This window comes from Nocardia asteroides (genome assembly GCF_900637185.1).
GTDB classification, from domain to species: domain Bacteria; phylum Actinomycetota; class Actinomycetes; order Mycobacteriales; family Mycobacteriaceae; genus Nocardia; species Nocardia asteroides.
In genome coordinates, this window is sequence record NZ_LR134352.1 from 1,686,064 (window position 1) to 1,706,681 (window position 20,618).

The 20,618-nt window shown below is 72.2% G+C and carries 1 protein-coding gene; it reads left to right on the top strand.

Annotated elements, in window-relative coordinates; all coding sequences use genetic code 11:
• The first annotated feature begins 144 nt into the window (after positions 1-144).
• Positions 145-20,601 (top strand): WXG100-like domain-containing protein, encoded by a 20,457-nt coding sequence (locus tag EL493_RS07995; RefSeq protein WP_126405619.1) that lies wholly within the window; start codon positions 145-147, stop codon positions 20,599-20,601.
• The last annotated feature ends 17 nt before the right edge of the window (positions 20,602-20,618 follow it).

Sequence of the window (20,618 nt, forward strand, 5' to 3'; positions counted from 1 at the left end):
GGCGAACGAGTTGTGGTGTGCTCGACCCGGCACCACTGCGGAGGGATGAGGGGCGATGGCGACGTTCACGGACTCGAGCTGGTGACGTAGCCCTCCATGATCGATCTGCCGTCCGGGCTGCACTGGCTCTCGATTCTCGCTGGCATGGAATGGCCAGAAGGCAATGAAGACGAGATGTGGGCCATGGCCGAGGACTGGCGCACGGCCGCCGACAGTCTGCGCGGTCTCGTCGACGACATCGATGCCGCCAAAGACGCCGCGTTCAAGGCATATCCGCAGGGCGAGGGTGTCGACGACATGCTCAAGGCCTTCGAGGGGATGGCTCGCGGCGATCAGTCGGTGACCAAGCTCGCCGAATTGTTCGACATCCTCGGTGATTCCGTGTATCAGACCGGCACCGAGATCGAATACACGAAGATCATGTTCCTGTCCTCGCTGGGCCTGCTGGCGCTGGAAATCGCTGCGGCGTGGATCTTTCCGCCGACAGCGCCGGCGGTGGAGGCGGCCGCGATCGCGGCGACCCGGGTGGTGGCGCGGACGATCTTCGGCCGCGTGCTCGCCGCGATCCTGCGCCATGGCGCGAAGGCCGTGATCACCCGCGTGCTGAAGTTCATCGGCCAGCACGTGGCGATCGACACCGCGCTGGGCACTCTGCAGGAACTCGGTGTCCAGCAGTGGCAGGTGGATCAGGGGCACCGCAAGGAAGTCGACTGGAACCAGGTGAAGGCGGCGGCGGTCAGCTCCGCCGCGGGCGGCCTGGCGGCGGGCCCGTTCGGCAACTTCCTCGGCAAGCGGCTCGGCGACGGGATGGCGCCGTGGCTGAAAGGCGCGATCACCGGCACCGGCGCCGGTCTGGTCGGTGCGGGCGGCGGCATGCTCGGCCAGTTCGGCTACGACGGCTTCACCCAGGGCTGGGACAAGGCCTGGGACAACCTGCAGACCGCCGCCTCCGATCCGCTCATGTGGAGCGCGGGCGCGAGCAACGGTGGCATCTCCGGTCTGAACAAGGCGGGCGCGAACGCCGCGTGGTCCAAGATGAACCCCGGCCTGTTCGAGCGTCCGAGTTTCAGCTCCCAGATCCGCGACGCCATGGGGCCCGGCTACGACCTCGGGACCTTCGGGCAGGACGGCAACACCGCCGGTGGGGACGGTTCGTCCAACCGTCCCGGCGCCGACGGCGAGAACCGGGCCGGTGCCGACGACGGCGCGACCGGAGCGGGCGGCGACGACGGTGCGCGCGCGGGCGCGGGCGACGACACCATGGGCGGCGAAGGCTCGGGTGAGACCCGGGCCGGTGCGGGCGACGACAGCCAGTCCATGCGCCCGGCCGGTGGCACGACACCGGAGGCCGAGGGCGACGGGCCGACGAATACCGGTGCGGGACAGGCGAATCAGCACGCGGGCGACGACGGTCAGACCTCGTCGGACGGCGGCGGCGCCGGCACCGGGCGGCAGGAGTCCAAGCCGGAGGTGCAGACCGGGGACACGCAGGCCGGTGACGGTGGGCGGCAGGACGGCGGCAGCCAGGACAGTGGGGCTCGCGCCGAAGGGGAAGGCCCTGCGGCGCAGTCGGATTCGGGGCACGACAACACGCGGGCCGGTGAGGCCGACGCGGACGCCGACGGCGTGGGCGTCAACGACGGGACTCGCACCGACGCGCAGTCCGGTGGTCAGCCGGTCACCCAGGTCAACGACGGCCAGACGGCCAATCGGGACACCACCTCGCAGGTCGGGGCGGCGCCCGCGGCGGGGATGGCGGGTGCGGGCCCCGCGGCGACCGGGGGACCGACCACCGCGACCGGCCAGGCGCCCGTCACCGGTCAGGCCGCGACGCCGACCACCGGTCAGCCCGCGACGGCCCCGACGCAATCGGCTTCCACCCCAGCGCAATCCACGCCGGGTCAGCAGTCCACGCCTGCTCAGCAGGCGACGCAGGGGCAGGGCGGGCAGCCGTCCACCCGCCCCGGTGCGCCGGAGGTTCGGACCGGACTGCCCGACGGAACCCAGTCGGTGCCGGAAAACCGTTCCGCCACACCGGAAGTCCTCGGTGACGCCGGAACCGGCGAGTCGCGTGCGGACGCCGACGGCGAGACCAGGGTCGACGGCGAAAGCCGCGCCGGCGCAGCCGAACCGCGCAGTGGGGCCGGTCTCGCGGACACGCCGTTGCAGGGTCTGCAGGCCGCACCCGGTGAGGCGCCGCCGGTCCGCTCGGAGGCCGAGGTCACCGCCGACCCGGCCCGCACCGGGGAAGCCGAGGTGCGGGCGGATCCGCTCACCGATATCCCGCCGGTGGTGCCGATCGTCGGCGCCGATCCGGCGGCGAGCCCCGCCCGGTCCGGCCCGGACGCGAGCCGCCCCGGACGCGCGGGCACCGACGAGACCGGCACCCCGCGCGATCGCGCCGACGGCGGCGACGATCGCAGGCAGCCGCAGCCCGACGACGACAGCGGGCCCGTCTACGACACCCGGTTGCCCAACGGGCAGGGCGTCGTCCATCACCCCACGGGCACCGCGATCGGCGAGGACGCGCGCACCCATCGCGTGAGCGAGAACGTGCGCAACGACGGCGCCCACGACGTGGTCGTGCACGGGCGCCGCGACGGGTCGGTGACGCCGAGCAACGGCGACGCGGTCCACCCGCAGGACATCGTCGACGCGATCCGCAGCAACCCGAACTACGTGCCGGGCACTCCTATCCGGCTGCTGTCCTGCCACGCGGGCAATGCCAACGGCTGGGCCCAGTACATCGCCGATCAGCTCGGCGTCGACGTCACCGCGCCCACCGATCGGGTCGGTGTGCGCCGCGAACCCGGCTCGGACCCGGTCATCGATCGCGGCGGCAAGTGGCGCACCTTCAGCCCCGAGACCGCCACCCTGCCCGGCGACACCACCTCACCGCGCCCGGACTCCGATCCGGACGGCACCCGCGACCACGACAGCCTCGACGGCGACAGTCCACCGCTGGACCGCGAACTCGTCGACTTCATGAGCGACCAGGACCCGGAGACCAGGCCCGCCGCGATGTCGTTCCTCGACCCGCAGGCCGGGACCGTCAACGCGCCGTTCAGTCAGACACCCGGGGTGGACGCGCATCTGCTCGGCGTGCTGGACATGAACGACCCGATGGTGCAGACCGCGGGCGACCCGCCCCGGATCACCCATGTCGGCGGGGAGCCGATCGACCAGTTCTCGCACCGGCTCAGCGAGGAGCGGGGCCGGGCGTTCGTCGACGCGTCCATGCAGGACGCGGCCCTGGTCGCCGAATACGAGCAGCACAAGGCGCAGCAGAAGGGGCTGGAAGCCGAGAAGGCCGCGGCGGGCCGTGGGGTCCGCGACGCGGCCATGGCGCTCAAGGACGCCCAGAACGCACGGGACCGCGGCGCCGAGGACGGCGAGCAGCTGGTCCGCAGCGCGCAGGAGGACTTGGCGGCGGCCAAGGACAAGGCCAAGGCGGCCAAGATCGCCCTCGACAACTTCATCGCCGCCGACAAGGCCGAGGCCGAGGCGGGCAATTCGCCCGCCAAGCGGCTGGAGAAGGCCGAAGCCAACCGGCTGCCCGCCGCCCGGCGCGGCCATGTCTCGTCCATCACCATCGACCGCCTCACCGGTCGCGTGTACGAGGCCGCCAACGGCACCTCCGACCAGCGGATCCATCCGACCGAGCTGCATCCGACGTTGCACGACAACGTCTCCCAGTACCAGGACCCCACGGACGTCTACCACAACGGCGGCGACCCGCGGCACTTCCCGCACACGGACAATCCCCTGGGACACGCCGAGATCCGCGGCACCAACGCCGCCCTGCACGACCGGGAACTGCTCAACCAGCAGCGCGACCCGAGCGACCAGCTGCCGACCGACTTCGACGGCCTGGCCTCCATCCTCAACTCGCCCTACGTGCCCAGCCGCGGCGCCGAGGCGCCCTGCTGCGCCAACTGCACGCGGGTGGTGCAGGGTACCGAGAGCACCGCGGGCCACATCATCGACGAGGGCGCGCCGCGCGTCGACCCGATCCGGCACGTCGACATCGAACGGGCCGCCGCCGAGGGCAATGTCATCGAGCCGCGGCTGGTGTCGCCGGAGTACCCCCCGGAGACGGACTTCATGGGCGACGACGACGATGTCGCGAATCCGCCCAGCGGCGCCGGTGATCCCGTGCCGGCGGGGATGGTCCGTGGGGACGACGGGCTGCTGCATCGGCCGGGCGACCGAACGGACAGCTACCGGGAACCGGACGGCACCTGGCATCACGTCGACGATCCCGCGGATACCTTCCGGGACAAGCGGTTCCGGCTGCAGAACGACAGCGGTGGCTTCTACCGAGGTGACGACGACCCGCTCGCGGGCGCCGACTACGAGTACAAGGTGCAGAAGGGCGACACCGACTCGCACACCATGCAGGATCCCGGCCGCGCCGACGAGCTGAAGGAGGCTTCGGACAAGCGGCTCGAGCTGCAGACGCAGCGCGACAAGCAACGGGTGAAGCTCGACCGCCTGATGGCGGAGTTCGGTGTGAAGGCTCGCAACGAGCTGGCTCCGGACAAGGTGGCGGGCAAGATCGCCGACCTGTCCGCCGCGATCGACAACGACGCGACACTGACCCAGGCCGAGAAGGAAGCCAAGGCGGCGAAGCTGACGGCCCTGGAGTCGACGGCGAACAAGTACTTCAAGATGGGCGTGAAGATGGTCGCCCTGTCGAAGCTGCTGGGGGAGACCGCCGGACTCGACTACGCGCTGAGCCGTCCCGGCTCGATCCTGCTCACTCCGTTCATCGGTGCCTTCGACGGCGCGGGTGTCGTCGACATCGCCTCGATCGTGCCGCCGACCCGTCCCGGCGACCCGCCGACCCTGCTCGTGGTGGAGGCCAAGGGCGTCGGCGCCACGCTCGGAGGCTCGAAAATCGCCCGGGCGGAACAGGGTTCGCCGGAGTATCTGCGCCGCACGCTCGAGATGGATCAGAATCTGCAGCGCATTCTCAACGAGACGCCGGAGCAGATGCGCGCGCGGGGGATCGACCCTGACACCCCCGAGGGCCGGGCATTCCGGCAAGCAGTGGCGGAACTGCTCGCGGCCCGCGAGAACGGCACCCTGCGGGTCGAGTACAAGCTGGTGCACGCCTCGGCGAAGGGCGAGGTGAGCGTCACCGACCTGCGGCTCGTCCGCGACGGTACCGACGTGCTGGCCGATGTGCCGCTGCCCGTCGACCAGGCCACCCTGGATCGCCTCGCCGACGACGACTCGATCGACTACATGGGCGACGAGGACGGCGAAAGACGCAACAGACAGCCCGATTTCGCCGATCCCGAACCGCCGCAGCGCGAGGTACGGGTCGAGCTCGGGGACAACGGGGAAGTCGTCGCGCTGCATGTGCGGCTGGACGACGGGCAGTGGGTGGTCGCGCGCACCGACGGCGACGACGGTACGCAGCGCCCCCCGGCCCGGCGTGACGATATTCCCGAGGTGGATACCCGGCATACCCTGCGGCGGTTGGTCGACCAGCTCAATGCCGGGTACGAGGGGCTGAACCTCAAGTACCCGTCGGGGTCGGGGCTCGACGGACGCGGCCAGACTGCCATTCGGGACGGTGTGACCGGTGGCGTGCACATGGTGACCGATCCGCCCGCGCAGCCCGCGCCGCCGCCGGTCGACGGTCCGGTGATCGGCGCGCCTCCGCCGGGTCCCGGCGATCCGGCGCTGAACGTGGCGCGGATCGGCCGCGAAGGACTCACCTGGTACCACAACCGCGAGCACATCCCGATCTTCGGACCGGTGCTGGGCAGGCAGGCGGACGTGGCCGGCGACTACCGGCCCGTGTACTTCCCCGACGGCACCGAGTACCGGCCGTGGATCACCGACGCCGATCCCAACGCGGTGCGCGAGACCGTGGTCAGCGAGCTGCGGGCGAACCGGATGGAGCCCGACGAGGTCCGCGATGTCCTGAAGGAACTCTTCGATGCCGCGCGGGATCCGCGACTGCGCCAGGACCTGATCGACGATCTGGAATTCAACAACCTCATCGACGCCGACGAGGCGCGGGCGCTGGAGGACACGCCCATCCCGCCCGCCGATCCGACGCCGGAACAGCCGGGGCCGCCGCCCGAGGGCGAGACGCTCACGGAGATGGCCGAGCGCCTCGGCATCGAGCTCGACGGCGAGAGCCCGCAGGATGTGCGCCGCGCGATCGACCGCCAGAGCCACCGGTTGCTGCGCGAGATCGGCGCGATCGAGGGGCTGGCCGACGCGGCTCGACGCGCCGACGAGGAGCAGACTCGCCCGTACCGGCGCGCCGATCATCCCGCCGAGCCGGCTCCCGCGCCCGACGACCGGACGCTGTCCCGGCCGGACCGGCTGCGCGAGGTCGAGTCGGACGAACCGCGCGACGATGACGACTACTACGACGACGAACTCGACGGCGCCGAACCGCCGCGGAACCACTGGGGCGACACCAGCGCTCCGCGTCCGGTGCCGTTCTCGCGCGAGGTCAGCTTCCTCGACAAGGACCCGCTGGGCCGGTTCCTGCGCGATCTGATCGTCGCCTTCGAGGGCGTCACCGCGCTGCGCGACTACGACCGGGTCGGCAACGGCGCGGACCGGCTGCCCGAGTGGGCCAGCTTCTCCGACGACCGGGAGCCGGGTCGCGACGAGGCGCGGGCCCGCGAGTTCTTCGAGCACGCGTTGCGCCGCGACCAGCTGCGCGACGAATTGTCCAGCTGGGCGGCCATGTTCGGCCGGGACCTGAGCGATCTGTCCGGCGACCGGATGGACTCGACGCTGAACGAGCTGCGCGACTCCGCGCGGCAGCGGGCGCAGCACCTCGCCGATTTCATCGACGCCGCGCAGCCGATCCTGCGAGGGGACGACGCGGAACCGGTGGGCAGGTCCTATGGGGATCAGGTCGCCCGGGTGCCCGACGCCGACGGCGGACCCGACCGGTTGCTCGTGGTCGACGGTCCGCTCGACCGCGAGGAGGCGCTGGCCCGCGCCCTGCGGGACAACCCGGAGCTGGGTGTCGACATCGACAACGGGCTGCTGAAGCCCGACTTCCGGGCGGTGCACGCCGACGGCGCGGGCAGGCAGTTCCTCGACCCGGTGGCCACCCCCGAGGTGCAGCACATCCGGCGCACCGTGGACGGCGCCGAACTGCAGGTGACGATGCTGCGCGGCGAGGACGGCCAGTGGCGGCCGGTGCAGCCCGCGCCCGAACCGCCGCCCGCTCCGCGCGACCGCGCCGAGATGGTGCGCGAGATCGTCGACCTGGCACGGGAACTGAACCTCGGCCCGGCCGCGCTGCACCCGGACAACATCGACGCCACCATCCGCGCGCTGCACCTGGACAACGCGGTGCGCGCCGGGCAGACCGAGGCGCTGGGCGACTACGCCCGCACGATGGCCGACATCGAGACGTTCCACCTGATCGGTGACGCGCGGGGACAGCTGGCCACGCGACTCGGGATCCCGGAGGGCGAGCTCACGCCGCGCCGGATCGCCGAGGCACTGACCAACCCGAAGCAGCGGCGCGGCACCCGCCAGCAGCAGTTCGAGGACCTGCTCGACGGGCAGCAGCGCGATCCGAGCAAGACCGCCGGCTACTCCCAGCAGCTGCGCAATGTCGACGCGGACACGGTGCAGGCGGCGCAGGACGCGCTGATCCGCGCGCTGAGCCCGGACAACCCGGACCGGTTGCGGCCGGTCGTCGCCACGATCGATCGCTTCGGCAGGCCGACCTACGGGCCCGCCGACAGCGGGATCGATCCGGCCAAGCTCCGCAAGCTCGTCACCCGGTTGAACCGGATGGGCGCGGGCGACTTCGCGCGGGACGCGCTCGCCGCGTACGCCGACGCGCTGCTGCGCATCGACCCGTACACCGACCACCCTGCGGGCACCATGGCGCGCGATCCGCGCACCACCGGTGATCCGCACATCTACGACCTCGACGCGATCCACGGCCTGCGCGCGGCGGCCGACGCGGCCGAGCCGGGCGGCCCGGCCGATCTCGCCGCACAGATCGCCGACAATGTCGCCCGCTCCTACGGTGCCGATGAGCCGGTCGGTCCGAACGATCCACGGCCATTGCCGAATCGGGACTGGGCGCGACTGGTCGGGGTGGATGTGTCCACCGCCGACGACGCGAAGTTCGTCGAGATCTACGAGGCCTACCGCGACGGCAAGATCGAGAAGCACGAGGGACTCAGCCCCGAGAAGCTGGCCGCCGAGATCGCCGCGATCCGCGAGGAGATCCGGCTCAGGACCGAGCAGATCCGGCAGCTGCAGGCGCTGACCGAAGAGTTCTACCGACCGGTCGCCGACCTGCCCGCCGCCGATTCCCCCTCGGCCAGGCCGCACCAAGGTCCTGAGCCTGATGCGTTGCCGGGTGGGCCGCGTGAGCTGGCCGCCGGTCAACCGCCTGCCGATGGTTCGCGCCCTGCTGGCGACCGTTCGCAGCCGGCTGGCGACGGTTCGCAGCCGGCTGGCGATGGTTCGCAACCGGCCACTGGCGGTTCGAAACCCGCTGGGAAGCAGCCGGATTCGGGTATCGATCGCGAGGCGGGACTGCCGTCGGAGCGTGGGGCCGATCTCGACGATCGGGCCGACGCGAAGCTCGACCAGACCATGCGCAAGCTGGACGAGGTCGCCGACGAGCTGGCCGAGCCGATCGCCTCGCTGGACGATCTGGTCGGGCCCGGCGAATCCGTCGACCCGCTGGCGCGGATCGACGAAGCGGTCGAGCGCCAGAACCGGCTCGCCGACCAGGCCGATCAGCGGCGCACCGACGCGGCCGACGCCGCGCTGGACGACACCCTGCGTGATCTCGACGGCGTCGACGAGGATCTGGCCGCGCTGCAGTCGTACCTGCGCGCGCAGCGGGAGTTCGACGCCGCGCAGGCCGAGATCGCCTCCCGTTTCGAGGAACTGGCGGCCCAGGATGCCCAGGCCGCCGCACAGCGTGCGGACGGCACCGACCCCGACTTCGCGATGCGCGTCGCGGACCTGGCCGCGCTCGAGTCCTACCTCGCGGCCCAGCAGAAGTTCGACGCCTTGCGCGCCGAACTGGCGGAAGCAGCGCAGGTCCGGCCCGACGACCTCGACGCCGAAGCCCTCGCCGACCAGCGGGCGCTGGAGTCGTACCTGCGCGCACAGCAGGAATTCGACGCCGCCCGCGCGGAAATGGCGGCCAGGTTCGCCGCCGCGGTCGAGCGGCAGAACGCACCGGAATCGGTCGGCGACGGAGTAGCCGAGGACCCCGCCGGATCCGCACGCGGCGACAAGGATTCGCAACTTGGCGCCTCCGCCGAAGTCACCAACTCGGCCGACGGCCTCAACTCGGCCGACGGACTCAGCTCGGGCGACGGACTCAGCTCTGGCGACGGCACTGCCCCGGGCGCGATCGGTTCGGGCGACGGTACTGTCTCGGGCGATGTGACCGGCTCGGGCGACGGCACTGCCCCGGGCGTGATCGGTTCGGGTGACAGCACTGTCTCGGGCGACGGCACCGCGTCGCGCAACGACGACGGCTCGCGCGACGACGGTGACGGCGAGCCGCCCGCTCCGTCGCCCGCGCCCGCCGGTCCGCCGTCCAAGCCCCCATCACGACCGCCGACCGCGTTGAGCCCGGAACCCGAAGAGCCATCGCGGAGTTCGTCGGGTTCGGATCAGGGAGCGTCGTCGCGTCCACCGGTGACGCCGAGCCCGACAGCGGGGGAGTCGTCGCGTCCGCCGGTGGCGTCGGGTGCGGAAACCGCCGACCCGTCGCGTCCGTCGGCCCAGCCGGGTGCGGGGCTCGGGGAGGCGTCGCGTCAGCCGGTGGCGTCGGGTGCGGAGCCCGTAGACCCGTCACGTTCGTCGGCCCAGCCGAGCGCGGGGCTCGGGGACCCGCCGGGTAAGCCGGTGGCTCCTGGTCCGGAACCCGTCGACCCGTCGCGGAGTTCGTCGCGGTTCGATTTCGGTGTGCCGAGGGAGCCCGCCGAGCTGGCGGTGCCGGGTGAGTCCACGGCCGCCTTGCCCGACGCCGAAGCCTCCACTCCCGGTGGCCCGGAACGCGCCACGCAGCGCAGCGATTTCCTCGATGACGTGCATCAGTTCCTGCAGGAGCTGAGCGATCTCCCGCCGTCGGCGCATGCCGACGCGCCGCCGCTGACACCGCAGCAGGCCGAGCAGGTGCGCAGGCTCGCCGAAGCGCTCGGCCTCGGTGACGCGCTGACCGGTCAGCGCGACCCGCTCGGCGCGCTGGCCGAGATCGCCGACATGGCCAGGGCGCGCGGATTCCTGGACAGCGCCCTGGATCCCGACGCCGAACTCGGGCAGCCCATGCGCTACCCGGACGACTACGAGCCGCTCGACGCCGACGAACTGCAGGACGGTCTGGACCAGTGGCGGGTCGAGGGCGATCCCGCCGACCGCGCCGCTATCGCCGACGACTTGCGCTGGGCCGGGCTGACGGACGACTCGCGCCCGTCGCTGGGCAGCGAGCCGGAGCCGGACGCGCCGGGGCAGCCGCTGCGCCCGTCCGCCATCCTGCCGCCGGAGGACGGCGCGCAACGACCGGGTGGTCCGCGGCTCGAGCCCGCTCAGCAGGCACTGGACCGGTTGGCGGCCAGGTTCGGGGTCGATCCCACCGACGCCGGTTCGCTCGACGCCGCCCGCTACCGCCAGTTGCTGCGCGCCGGCGCGGTCGAGGCATTCGCCGCCGCGGTGCGCCACGCGGAGGCGGCGTCGGACCCCCAGCAGCGGGCACTGCGCGAAGCCGTCGCACGGCGCTGGGCGACCCGGCTCGGCCTGCCCGCCGATCCGGGACTCGCGCGCGCCGCCGACGACATCAACCGGCTGCGCGCCGGGGTCACCCGCGACGCGGGCGACCTTGCCCATCTGGATCACCTGCTGCAAACCGACCTCGGCGACCGGGTGCTCTCGCTCGACATCGACGGCGAGAAGATGCTGGTGCGGCTCGTGGTCGACGGACCGGACAGCTGGCATCTGGAACCCACCGCCCACCCCGAGCCCGCCCCGCGCACGCCGACGACCGCGAAGGCCGTCGAGGTGCCGCCGAAGAAGAACTGGCTGCGCAGGCTGTGGGACCGCATCGCCAACCGCGGCTACTACGGCGACAACCCGAAGTACCCGTCCGGGTCGAGCCAGGACGGCGCTGGTCAGTCGCTGCTGGGCCACCAGGCCGGGCTGCCGCTGACCTCGGTGAAGGACGCGACCCCCGACGCGCCCGGCGGCGAGTACGACCAGCTGCAGATCAAGTTCAACCCCGTGCGCATCCTCAAAGAGGGCGTGTACATGTGGCAGAACCGCGAGCTGGTGCCGATTCTCAAGCACCTGTCCGCGCGGATCGCCGACCAGGCGGGCGAGTTCCTGCCGCTGCGCAACATCGACGGCACCGAGTACAAGCCGTGGATCTCCGATGCCGATCCGGAGCTGCGTCGTCAGATCGAACAGGACCTGCGCGACGCGGGACTCGGGCATCTGCTGGAGCCGGAGAGCCTGACCCCCGCCGAACTCGCCGCGCGGGAGTCGAAGGCGATTCCGGAATCGGCCGAGCCGGTGCAGGTCTCGCGTGACGGCGAGAAGGTCCCCGCCGTCGCCGAGCCGCTGCCGCCGTGGTTGCGGGACGTGGTCGACGCCGTCAACGGCCGCATCTCCGACGCGACGGTGCTGGAAGCGCTGGCCAACGAACTCGGCGTGCGGATCACCGACTTCTCCGAGGAGGGTCTGCGCAAGGCGCTGGCCGAGGCCGAGTACCGGCTGTTGCGCCGCGACGGCGTGATCCAGGCGCTGGACGCGGCGGCCCGGTTCTTCAACGCCGAGCACGCGAACATCCCGTTCCGGCCCGCCAACATCAACAGCAAGGACCCGCTGGGGGCCTACCTCAAGGAAGTCGTCGCGGCCAGGGGCAGCGACTTCGACTTCGACATGCTGAACTGGCGCGGCGTGAACAACGGCGGCGAATGGGTCCACCCCTGGGCGGACCTGAGCGACGACGGCGACGATCCGACCGTGCTCGCCGAGGACGCCCGCAAGATCTTCGAGGACGCGCTGCGCCGCGCCGGACTGCGCGACGAGCGCTCGACCTGGGCGCATCTGGCCGGCGCCGACCTGGAGGCGCTGGTCCGCGACCTGGACGCCGAGATCGCGAAGCTGCGCACCCAGCTCGACGACAACGTCGGCGTGCTCGACGAATTCCAGCGTCGCGTCGCGGATTTCAACGACAGCGACGCCGGCGACCGGCTGGTGCTCGACGCCGAGAACGGCACGATCGCGATCGTCGACACCGGGGCCGGGCACGAGCGCGCGCTGGCCCGGGCACTGGCCGAGGCGGACGCGGACTTCATCGATCGGCTCAACCGCGGTGCGGTGGACATCGAGATCCGCCTGGTCGGCATCGACGAGAACGGCCGCGTGCACCTGCTCGAGGTCGACCCGCCCGAGGTGCGGCACCTGCGGACCGAGGTGGACGGACACACCGTCGACGCGACGATGGTGCGCGACGGCGCCGGTCCGTGGCGCATGATCGACGCGCCGCCCGCGAGCGCCGAGCCGGACGCGAAACTGCCCGTCGTGGCCGATGAGGCGAATCAGTCGGTCTCCCAATCGCGTTCGCTCGCCGAGGTGCGGGCGGATATCGCCGAGGTGGCGCAGCGGCTCGGCATCGACGATCCGTCGAACCTGTCGGGGGAGCGGCTGCACGATCTGCTCGCCGACCTGGAGCGGGCCAACCAGGTGCGGGCCAGGCAGGTGGAGGGCCTGGTCGACTACGCGCGCAGCGCCGACGCGATCGACAACTTCAACGCGCTGCACAACGCGCGCAGTGCGCTGGCGCTGCGGTTCGGCGTGCCGCCGGAGGCGCTGACGCCGGAGGTGATCGCGCGCGGGCTCGCCGATCCCGGGACCCGGGTGGAGCTGCACCGGCAGCGGTCGGCCAACCTGACCGACTACGCGAAGCTGTTGCGCGGGCTCGATCCGGCCGCCGTCGACGCGGCGCGCGCGGCGCTGGCCCCGCATCTCGGGTTGCCGCGCGACGGTCTGCCGCTGGACGCCGGCGCGCTGGCCGAGGCGCTGTCCAACCGGGCCGCGCGCGGCGATCTCGACGACCTCACCGGACCGCTCGCCGATTACGTGCGCGCGCTGGCGACGATCGATCCGTACGCCGAAAACCTGGTCTACGACCCGGCTGCCGATCCGCGGGCTGTCGGCGACGACGCGCCCGTGCACGATCGCGATGCCCTGGACTTCCTGCGCGAAGTCGGCGCCGACGACCTCACGAATCGCACACCGCTGCCACCCGCGCCGGACGGCACCGTCCCCGGCCCGACCCGCGACCACGCGCGGCTGCTCGGCGTCGACCTCACCGATGCCGACGATCGCCGCATCGCCCAGGTCTACGAGTGGTTCCGCGACGGCCGCATCGACAAGCACGAACGCCTGACCCTCGAACAGCTCGCCCAGGTGCACGCGGAGATCCGCGACGAGATCCGGCAACGAGCCGCCGACATCGCCCGGCTGCGCGCGCTGCTCAACGAGCCGTTCGTGACCGATCCCGAGCTGGGTGACACGAACCGGCCATTGCTCGAGAGCCCCGACGGTGTCCCGGGGGCACCGATGCCCGGCCCGACGCCGTCCGTCCCCGGCTCGCCGGAGCGGGCCGGATTGCCCGCCAGGCCGGTTGCCGAGGGCGACACGGCGACGGGTTCCGAGAACCCGCCGCCCGCGCGAAACACCGAGCCGGAACTCCCCGGCGACTCGGGCACGTCCACCGACCGCGACGCGAACGGGTCCGACGATGCTCCGGAATCGCGGGGCGACGACGATCCGGGCGAGCCGCCCGCGCCGAAGCCCGCGCCCGGCGGCCCGCCGTCGAAACCGCCCGCGCATCCGCCGACCGCGCTCAGCCCGGAACCCGAAGAGCCGTCGAAGACTTCGTCGCCGTTCGACCGGGGAATTCCGCAGGCGCCCGCCGAACTCGCGGTGCCCGATGCCGCGGGCCTGGATCGGCCGGGTGCGGACGCCCCCGCCGATCCGCCGAGCCGGGCCGAGCAGCGCGACGTCCGGATCGACGATGTCCGACAGTTCCTGCGTGATCTCGCTGATCTGCCGCCGTCGACCCACGCGGACGCGCCGCCGCTGACCCGGGAGCAGACCGAGCAGGTGCGCAGGCTCGCCGAGGCACTGGGTCTCGGCGACCTGCTCGCCGGGCAGCGTGATCCGCTGGGCGCGCTGGCCGAGATCGCCGACATGGCCAGGGCGCGTGGATTCCTCGACAGCGCACTGGATCCCGACGCCGAACTCGGCGCGCCGATGCGCTACCCGGACGACTACGCGCCGCTGAACCTGGACCAGCTCCAGGACGGTCTCGACCAGTGGCGCGTCGAGGGCGATCCCGAGGTCCGTGCTCAGACCGCCGAGGACCTGCGCCGGGCCGGGCTCGCGGACGGCTCCCGACCGTCGCTCGGCACCGAGCCGGAACCGGACCAGCAGGCCCGGCCACTGCACCCCACCGCCATCCTGCCGCCCGCCGATGGCGCCCAGCAGCCGGGCGGACCGCGGATGGAGCCGGCTCAGCAGGCATTGGACCGGCTGGCCGCGCGGTTCGGGGTCGACCTCACCGATCCCGGTTCGCTCGACGGCGCCCGGTACCGGCAGTTGCTGCGCGCGGGCGCGATCGAGGCGTTCGCCTCGGCGGTGCGCCACGCCGAGGCCGCGACCGATCCGCAGCAGCGGGCGGTGCGCGAAGCCGTCGCGCGTCGCTGGGCGGCGCGGCTCGGGCTGCCGGCCGATCCGGGTCTGACCCGGGCCGCCGACGACCTCACCCGGTTGCGCGCCGGCGTCACCCGCGACGCCGCCGACCTCTCGCACCTGGATCGGCTGGCGCGCACCGAACTCGACGACCGCATGCTGTCGGTCGACGTCGACGGTGATCAGACGCTGGTCCGGCGGGTCGAGGACGGTCCCGACGCGTGGCACCTGGAACCCGTCGCGCGGCCCGAGCCGGCCCCGCAGGCGCCGCCCGCGGCGACCGCCGCCGAGACGCCGAAGAAGAACTGGCTGCGCAGGCTCTGGGACCGGATCGCCAATCGTGGCTTCCATGGCGAGAACCCGAAGTACCCCTCCGGGTCGAGCCAGGACAGCGCGGGCCAGTCGATGCTGGGGCATGGTGCGGGCCTGCCGCTGACCGCGACCAAGGACGCCACCCCGGACGCCCCCGGCGGTGAGTACGAGCAGCTGCAGATCAAGTTCAGCCCGGTGCGCATTCTCAAAGAAAGCATCGAGATGTGGCGCAAGCGCGAGCTGGTGCCGATCCTGCGGCACCTGTCCTCGCGCATCGCCGACCAGGCGGGGGAATTCCTGCCACTGCGCAATCTCGACGGCACCGAGTACAAGCCCTGGATCTCCGATGCCGATCCGGAGCTGCGCCGCCAGATCGAACAGGAACTGCGCGACGCCGGACTCGAGCACCTGCTCGAACCGGAGAGCCTGACCCCGGCGGAACTGGACGCGCGCGAAGCGGACGAACTCACCGAAGCGCCGGAGCCACGGCAGCCGGCGGACGAATCGTCGCCCGCGGTCGCCGAGCCGGTGGCACCGTGGTTGCGGGATGTCGTCGACGCGGTCAACCAGCGCATCGCCGACGCCACCGTGCTCGACGCGCTCGCCCGCGAACTCGGCGTGCGGATCAGCGATTTCAGCGAGGAGGGCCTGCGCAAGGCACTCGCCGAAGCCGAATACCGCCTGCTGCGTCGCGACGGTGTGATCCAGGCGCTCGAGGCCGCCGCGCGGTTCTTCAACCAGGAACACGCCGACATCCCGTTCCGGCCGGCCAACTTCTTCAGCAAGGACCCGCTGGGGGCCTACCTGAAGGAAGTCGTCGCGGCCAGGGGCGACGGGTTCAGCTTCGACATGCTGAACTGGCGCGGCGTGAACAACGGCGGCGAATGGGTCGACATCTGGCCCGACCTGAGCGACGACGGCGGTTCGGGCACCGTCCACGCCGAGGACGCGCGCAAGATCTTCGACGACGCGCTGCGCCGCGCTGGGCTGCGCGACGAGCGCTCGACATGGGCGCATCTGGCGGCCGCCGACCTGGACGCGCTGGTCCGCGATCTCGACGGCGAGATCGCCAGGCTGCGTGGGCAGCTCGACGACAATGTGGGCGTGCTGGGCGAATTCACCCAGCGGGTGGCCGATTTCGACGCCGCCGACACCGGTGACCGGCTGGTGGTCGACGCCGAGAACGGCACGATCGCCATCGTCGACACCGGCGCCGGGCACGAGGCCGCGCTGGCTCGGGCACTGGCCGAGGCCGACGCGGGCTTCATCGACCGGCTCAACCGGGGCGAGGTCGAGATCCAGATCAGGATCGTCGGCGTCGATGATCAGGGGCGCGTGCGGGTCCTGGAAGTCGACGCTCCCGAGGTGCGGCACCTGCGGGGTGAGCTGGACGGACGCACGGTCGACGCGACCATGGTGCGTGACGATTCGGGCCCGTGGCGGATGATCGAGACACCGCCCCGGCACCCGGCCCCGGACACGAACCTGCCGGTCGTCGCCGATGACGCGAATCAGCCGGTCCGGGAACCGCGTTCGCTGGCCGAGGTCCGAGCCGAACTCGCCGAGGTGGCGGGCAGGCTGGGCATCGATGATCCGTCGAACCTCTCGGGTGAGCGCCTGACCGAGCTGGTCGCCGAGCTGGAACGGGCCAATCACGTGCGGGCCAGGCAGCTCGAAGCGGCCGTCGACTACGCGCTCAGCGTCGACGCGGTCGACAACTTCAACGCCCTGCACAACGCGCGGAGCGCACTGGCACTGCGGTTCGGCGTCGAACCGGGCGATCTCGGGCCGGAGCTGGTCGCGGGTCGCCTCGCCGATCCCGCCACCCGGGTGGAACTGCACCGGCAGCGGTCGGCCAACCTCACCGACTACGCGAAGCTGTTGCGCGCGTTCGACCCGACCGCCGTCGATGCCGCGCGTGACGCGCTCGCTCCACACCTCGGGCTGCCGCGCGGAGGTCTTCCGCTGGACGGCGCGGCGCTGGCCGAGGCGCTGTCCAACCGGGCCGCGCGCGGCGACCTCGACGATCTGACCGGACCGCTCGCCGACTATGTCCGGGCGCTGGCGAAGATCGATCCCTACGCCGACGACCTGGTCTACGACCCGGCGACCGATCCGCGCGCCGTCGGCGACGATCCGCCGGTGCACGACCGCGACGCCCTGGACTTCCTGCGCGAAGTGGGCGCCGACGACCTCGCCGACCGGTCGCCGCTGCCACCCGCGCCCACCGACGCCGCCCCCGGCCCGAGCCGCGACCACGCCCGGCTGCTCGGCGCCGACCTCACCGACGCCGACGACGAGAAGGTCGCGAAGGTCTACGACTGGTTCCGCGACGGGCGCATCGACAAGCACGAGCGCCTCACCCTGGACAAGCTCGCCGAGATCCACGAACAGATCCGCGACGAGATCCGCCGGGCGGCAGCGGATATCGCCCGGTTGCGGGAACTGCTGGCCGAGCCGTTCGTCACCGACCCCGAACTCGGTGCGCCTGCCGCTCCGGCCGCCCGAGTCCCCGGACCGACGCCCGACCCGCACACCCCCGACCCGTCCGTCACCGGCGCGCCGGTGCGCCCCGGCCTGCCCGCGGGTCCCGAGACCCGGACTCCGGCGGAGAATGCCGATCGCGGCCTCCCGCGCGGCTCCGACCTGTCTGAGTCGCGCCCGACCGCTGATCCGGATGATGTTGCAGCCGAGCATGATCTGTCGCACCCGCCGGCTGTGGGGCCGGTGACCGATCCGGGTGATCCCGGCCTTCCGGTCGATCGTCAGGCGGGCGATGGTGTTCGCCGTCCGGCAGCTGGTGATCGGGATGTAGCAGGCGTGGATCCCCAGCGGGGTGCCGAGCCGTCAGAGCCCGGCGATGGTTCGCGTCGTCGCCCGCCGGCCGGTTCGGGTGATGGTGTGGGCGAGAACGACTCGTCTCGTCCGCCGCTGTTGGGGCCGGTCGTCGATCCCGGTGATCCTGGCGTCCCGGTCGACCCTCAGGGTGGTGACGGTGTTCGTCCTCCGACGGCTGGTGATCCGGCGGAATTTGGGTCGGACGCTGGTCGAGGTACCGGTCCATCGGAGGCCGGTGACGGTTCACGTCCTCGGCCACCGGTGGGTCGTGATGCAGGTGACGACAGCGGCGATCGGGGTGATTCCGCTGAACGAGGTGATGGCGGTCGCGATCGTGGTGATGCTGGTGACGTGGGTGATGGCGGCCGCGATCGAGGTGACGCTGGTGACCTCGGTGATGGCGGTCGCGGTCGTGGTGACACCGGTGACGTGGGTGATGGCCGTGGTGATCGGGGTGACTCCGGTGATGCGGGCGCCGATCGGGATCCGGACAAGGGTTTCGATCCGGATGGGCAGGTGCCGCCGAGAACTCCGGATGGGGACCGGCCGGGTATGGGTCGGCATCTGCCGGGATCGGCCTACCGCTCACACATTCCGCATCCGCCGCACGAGTACGAGGTCGAGCTCGAGGTGCCGCGATTCGACCCCGTCCCCTGGCCGGTTCCGCCACTGCAATTGACACCGGAGCCGACGGATCCGCCGCGCCCACCGGAGCCCCCGCGTGCGCCGGAGCCGCCGCGTGCGCCGGAGCCGCCGCGTTCGCCGGAGCCGCCGCGTGCGCCGGAGCCGCCGCGTGCGCCGGAGCCGCCGCGTGCGCCGGAGCCGCCGCGTGCGCCGGAGCCCCCGCGTTCGCCGGAGCCGCCGCGTGCGCCCGAGCCGCCGCGGCCGCCCGTGGTGCCGCCGTGCCCGCCCGAGCCACACCACCCGCCGGCACCACCGGTCCCACCGCAGCCGCCGGTGTCCCCGACGCCGACCGTGCCGCCGTCCAACGGGCCGACGGCGCCGTCGTGGCCCGTTCAACCCCCGCCGAGCGGCGGCCCCAGCCTGCCGCCGCTCCCACCGTGGGGCACCCCTCCGCCGACCCCGGGCACGCCGTACCCACCGATCGGCCAACCGTTCCCACCGGGCACCGGTCAGCCCTTCTCTCCGGGCGATGGTCAACCGTTCCCGCCAGGTAGCGGCCAGCCGTTCGCGCCGGGTAGCGATCAGCCGTTCGTGCCGGGCAGTGGCCAGCCGTTCGTGCCGGGCAGTGATCAGCCGTTCGTGCCGGGTAGCGGCCAGCCGTTCGTGCCGGGCAGTGATCAGCCGTTCGTGCCGGGCAGTGATCAGCCGTTCGTGCCGGGCAGTGGCCAGCCGATGCCGCCGGGCACCAGTCAGCCGAACCTGCCGGGGAACGACAACCCTTACTACCCGCCGGGGACCGGTCAGCTGTTCCCGCCGGGCGATGGTCAGCTGTTCCCGCCGGGCGATGGTCAGCCGTTCCCGCCGGGGACCGGTCAGCCGTACCCGTCTGGGAACGACAACCCCTACAACCCGACGGGGAACGCTCAGCCGTACCCGCCTGGCAACGACAACCCCTATCGGCCGGGGAGTACTCAGTTGCACCCGCTGGGGAACGGTCAGTCGTCCTCGCCTGGGGTCGGCACTCCCTACAACCCGTCGGCGGGCGGTCAGCCGTCCTCGCAGGGGGTCGGCACGCCCAACTACCCCTCGGGGACCGGGCAGCCGTACCCGCCGGGAAGTGCCAGCTCCTACTACCCGTCAGGGGAGGGGCAGCCGTTCACACCCGGGAGCGACAACCCCAACGACCCCTCGGGGAGCAGTCAGCCTTTCCCGACCGGCACCGGCCAGCCGTACCAGCCCGGGAACGGTCAGTCGTTCTCGCCGGGAAGCGAGGGCCCCTACTCGCTACCGGCGAGCGGTCAGCCGTTCACGTCGGGGAATGGTCAGTCGTCCTCGCCGGGGAGCGGGGACATTGACAACCCGTCGGGGAGTGGACAGTCGTCCTCGCCGGCGAGCGGGGACACTGACAACCCGTCAGGGAGCGGTCAGTCGTTCGCGCCGGGGAGCGGCAGCCCCTACTACCCGTCGGTGGACGGTCAGCCGTACTCACCGGGGAACGGTCAGCCTTCGGGACCGGGTAACGGTCAGCCGTATTCGCCGGGGACCGGACAGTCCCACAACCCGGGGAACAGCGCCGGGTCCGCGGGCCAGCCGGGGTATTCGGCGGGTGGGGCGCCGATGTATCCGCCGCCGATGCCGCCGCAGCAGGGTGGGCAGGGTGCTCAGCGCAGTCCGTATCGGCCCGTGTATCAGACGCCGACCGAGCGGGTCGTGCTGGTGGTGCGGCCGTACGCGAGTGGGGTGGCGGCCGAGTTCGATCCGCGTTCCGGGTCGTTGCGGCCCGCGCCGCCGGGGCAGTACGGCGGGGACGGTCTGTACGGCGATCTCGGCGGGGTGACGGTGATCTTCTACCGGCTCGGTGATCGGCTGATGGTGCAGGTGGGCACGCAGGCGATCGAGCTCAGCGGCGCCGCGCACGTGGTCTGGGAACGGTCACCGCAGCGGATGACGCGGTTCGCGGTCGCGGTGGACGGCAGGCCGATGGGTGAGCTGGTGTACCGCGCGCTCCCACCCGAACTGGACCTCGGGCTGCTGATCCGTAACGTGGTTGCCGATCCGGCCAGCCGGATGACAATGTTCAGCGACCGAGCCTGACCGATCGGAGAGGTATC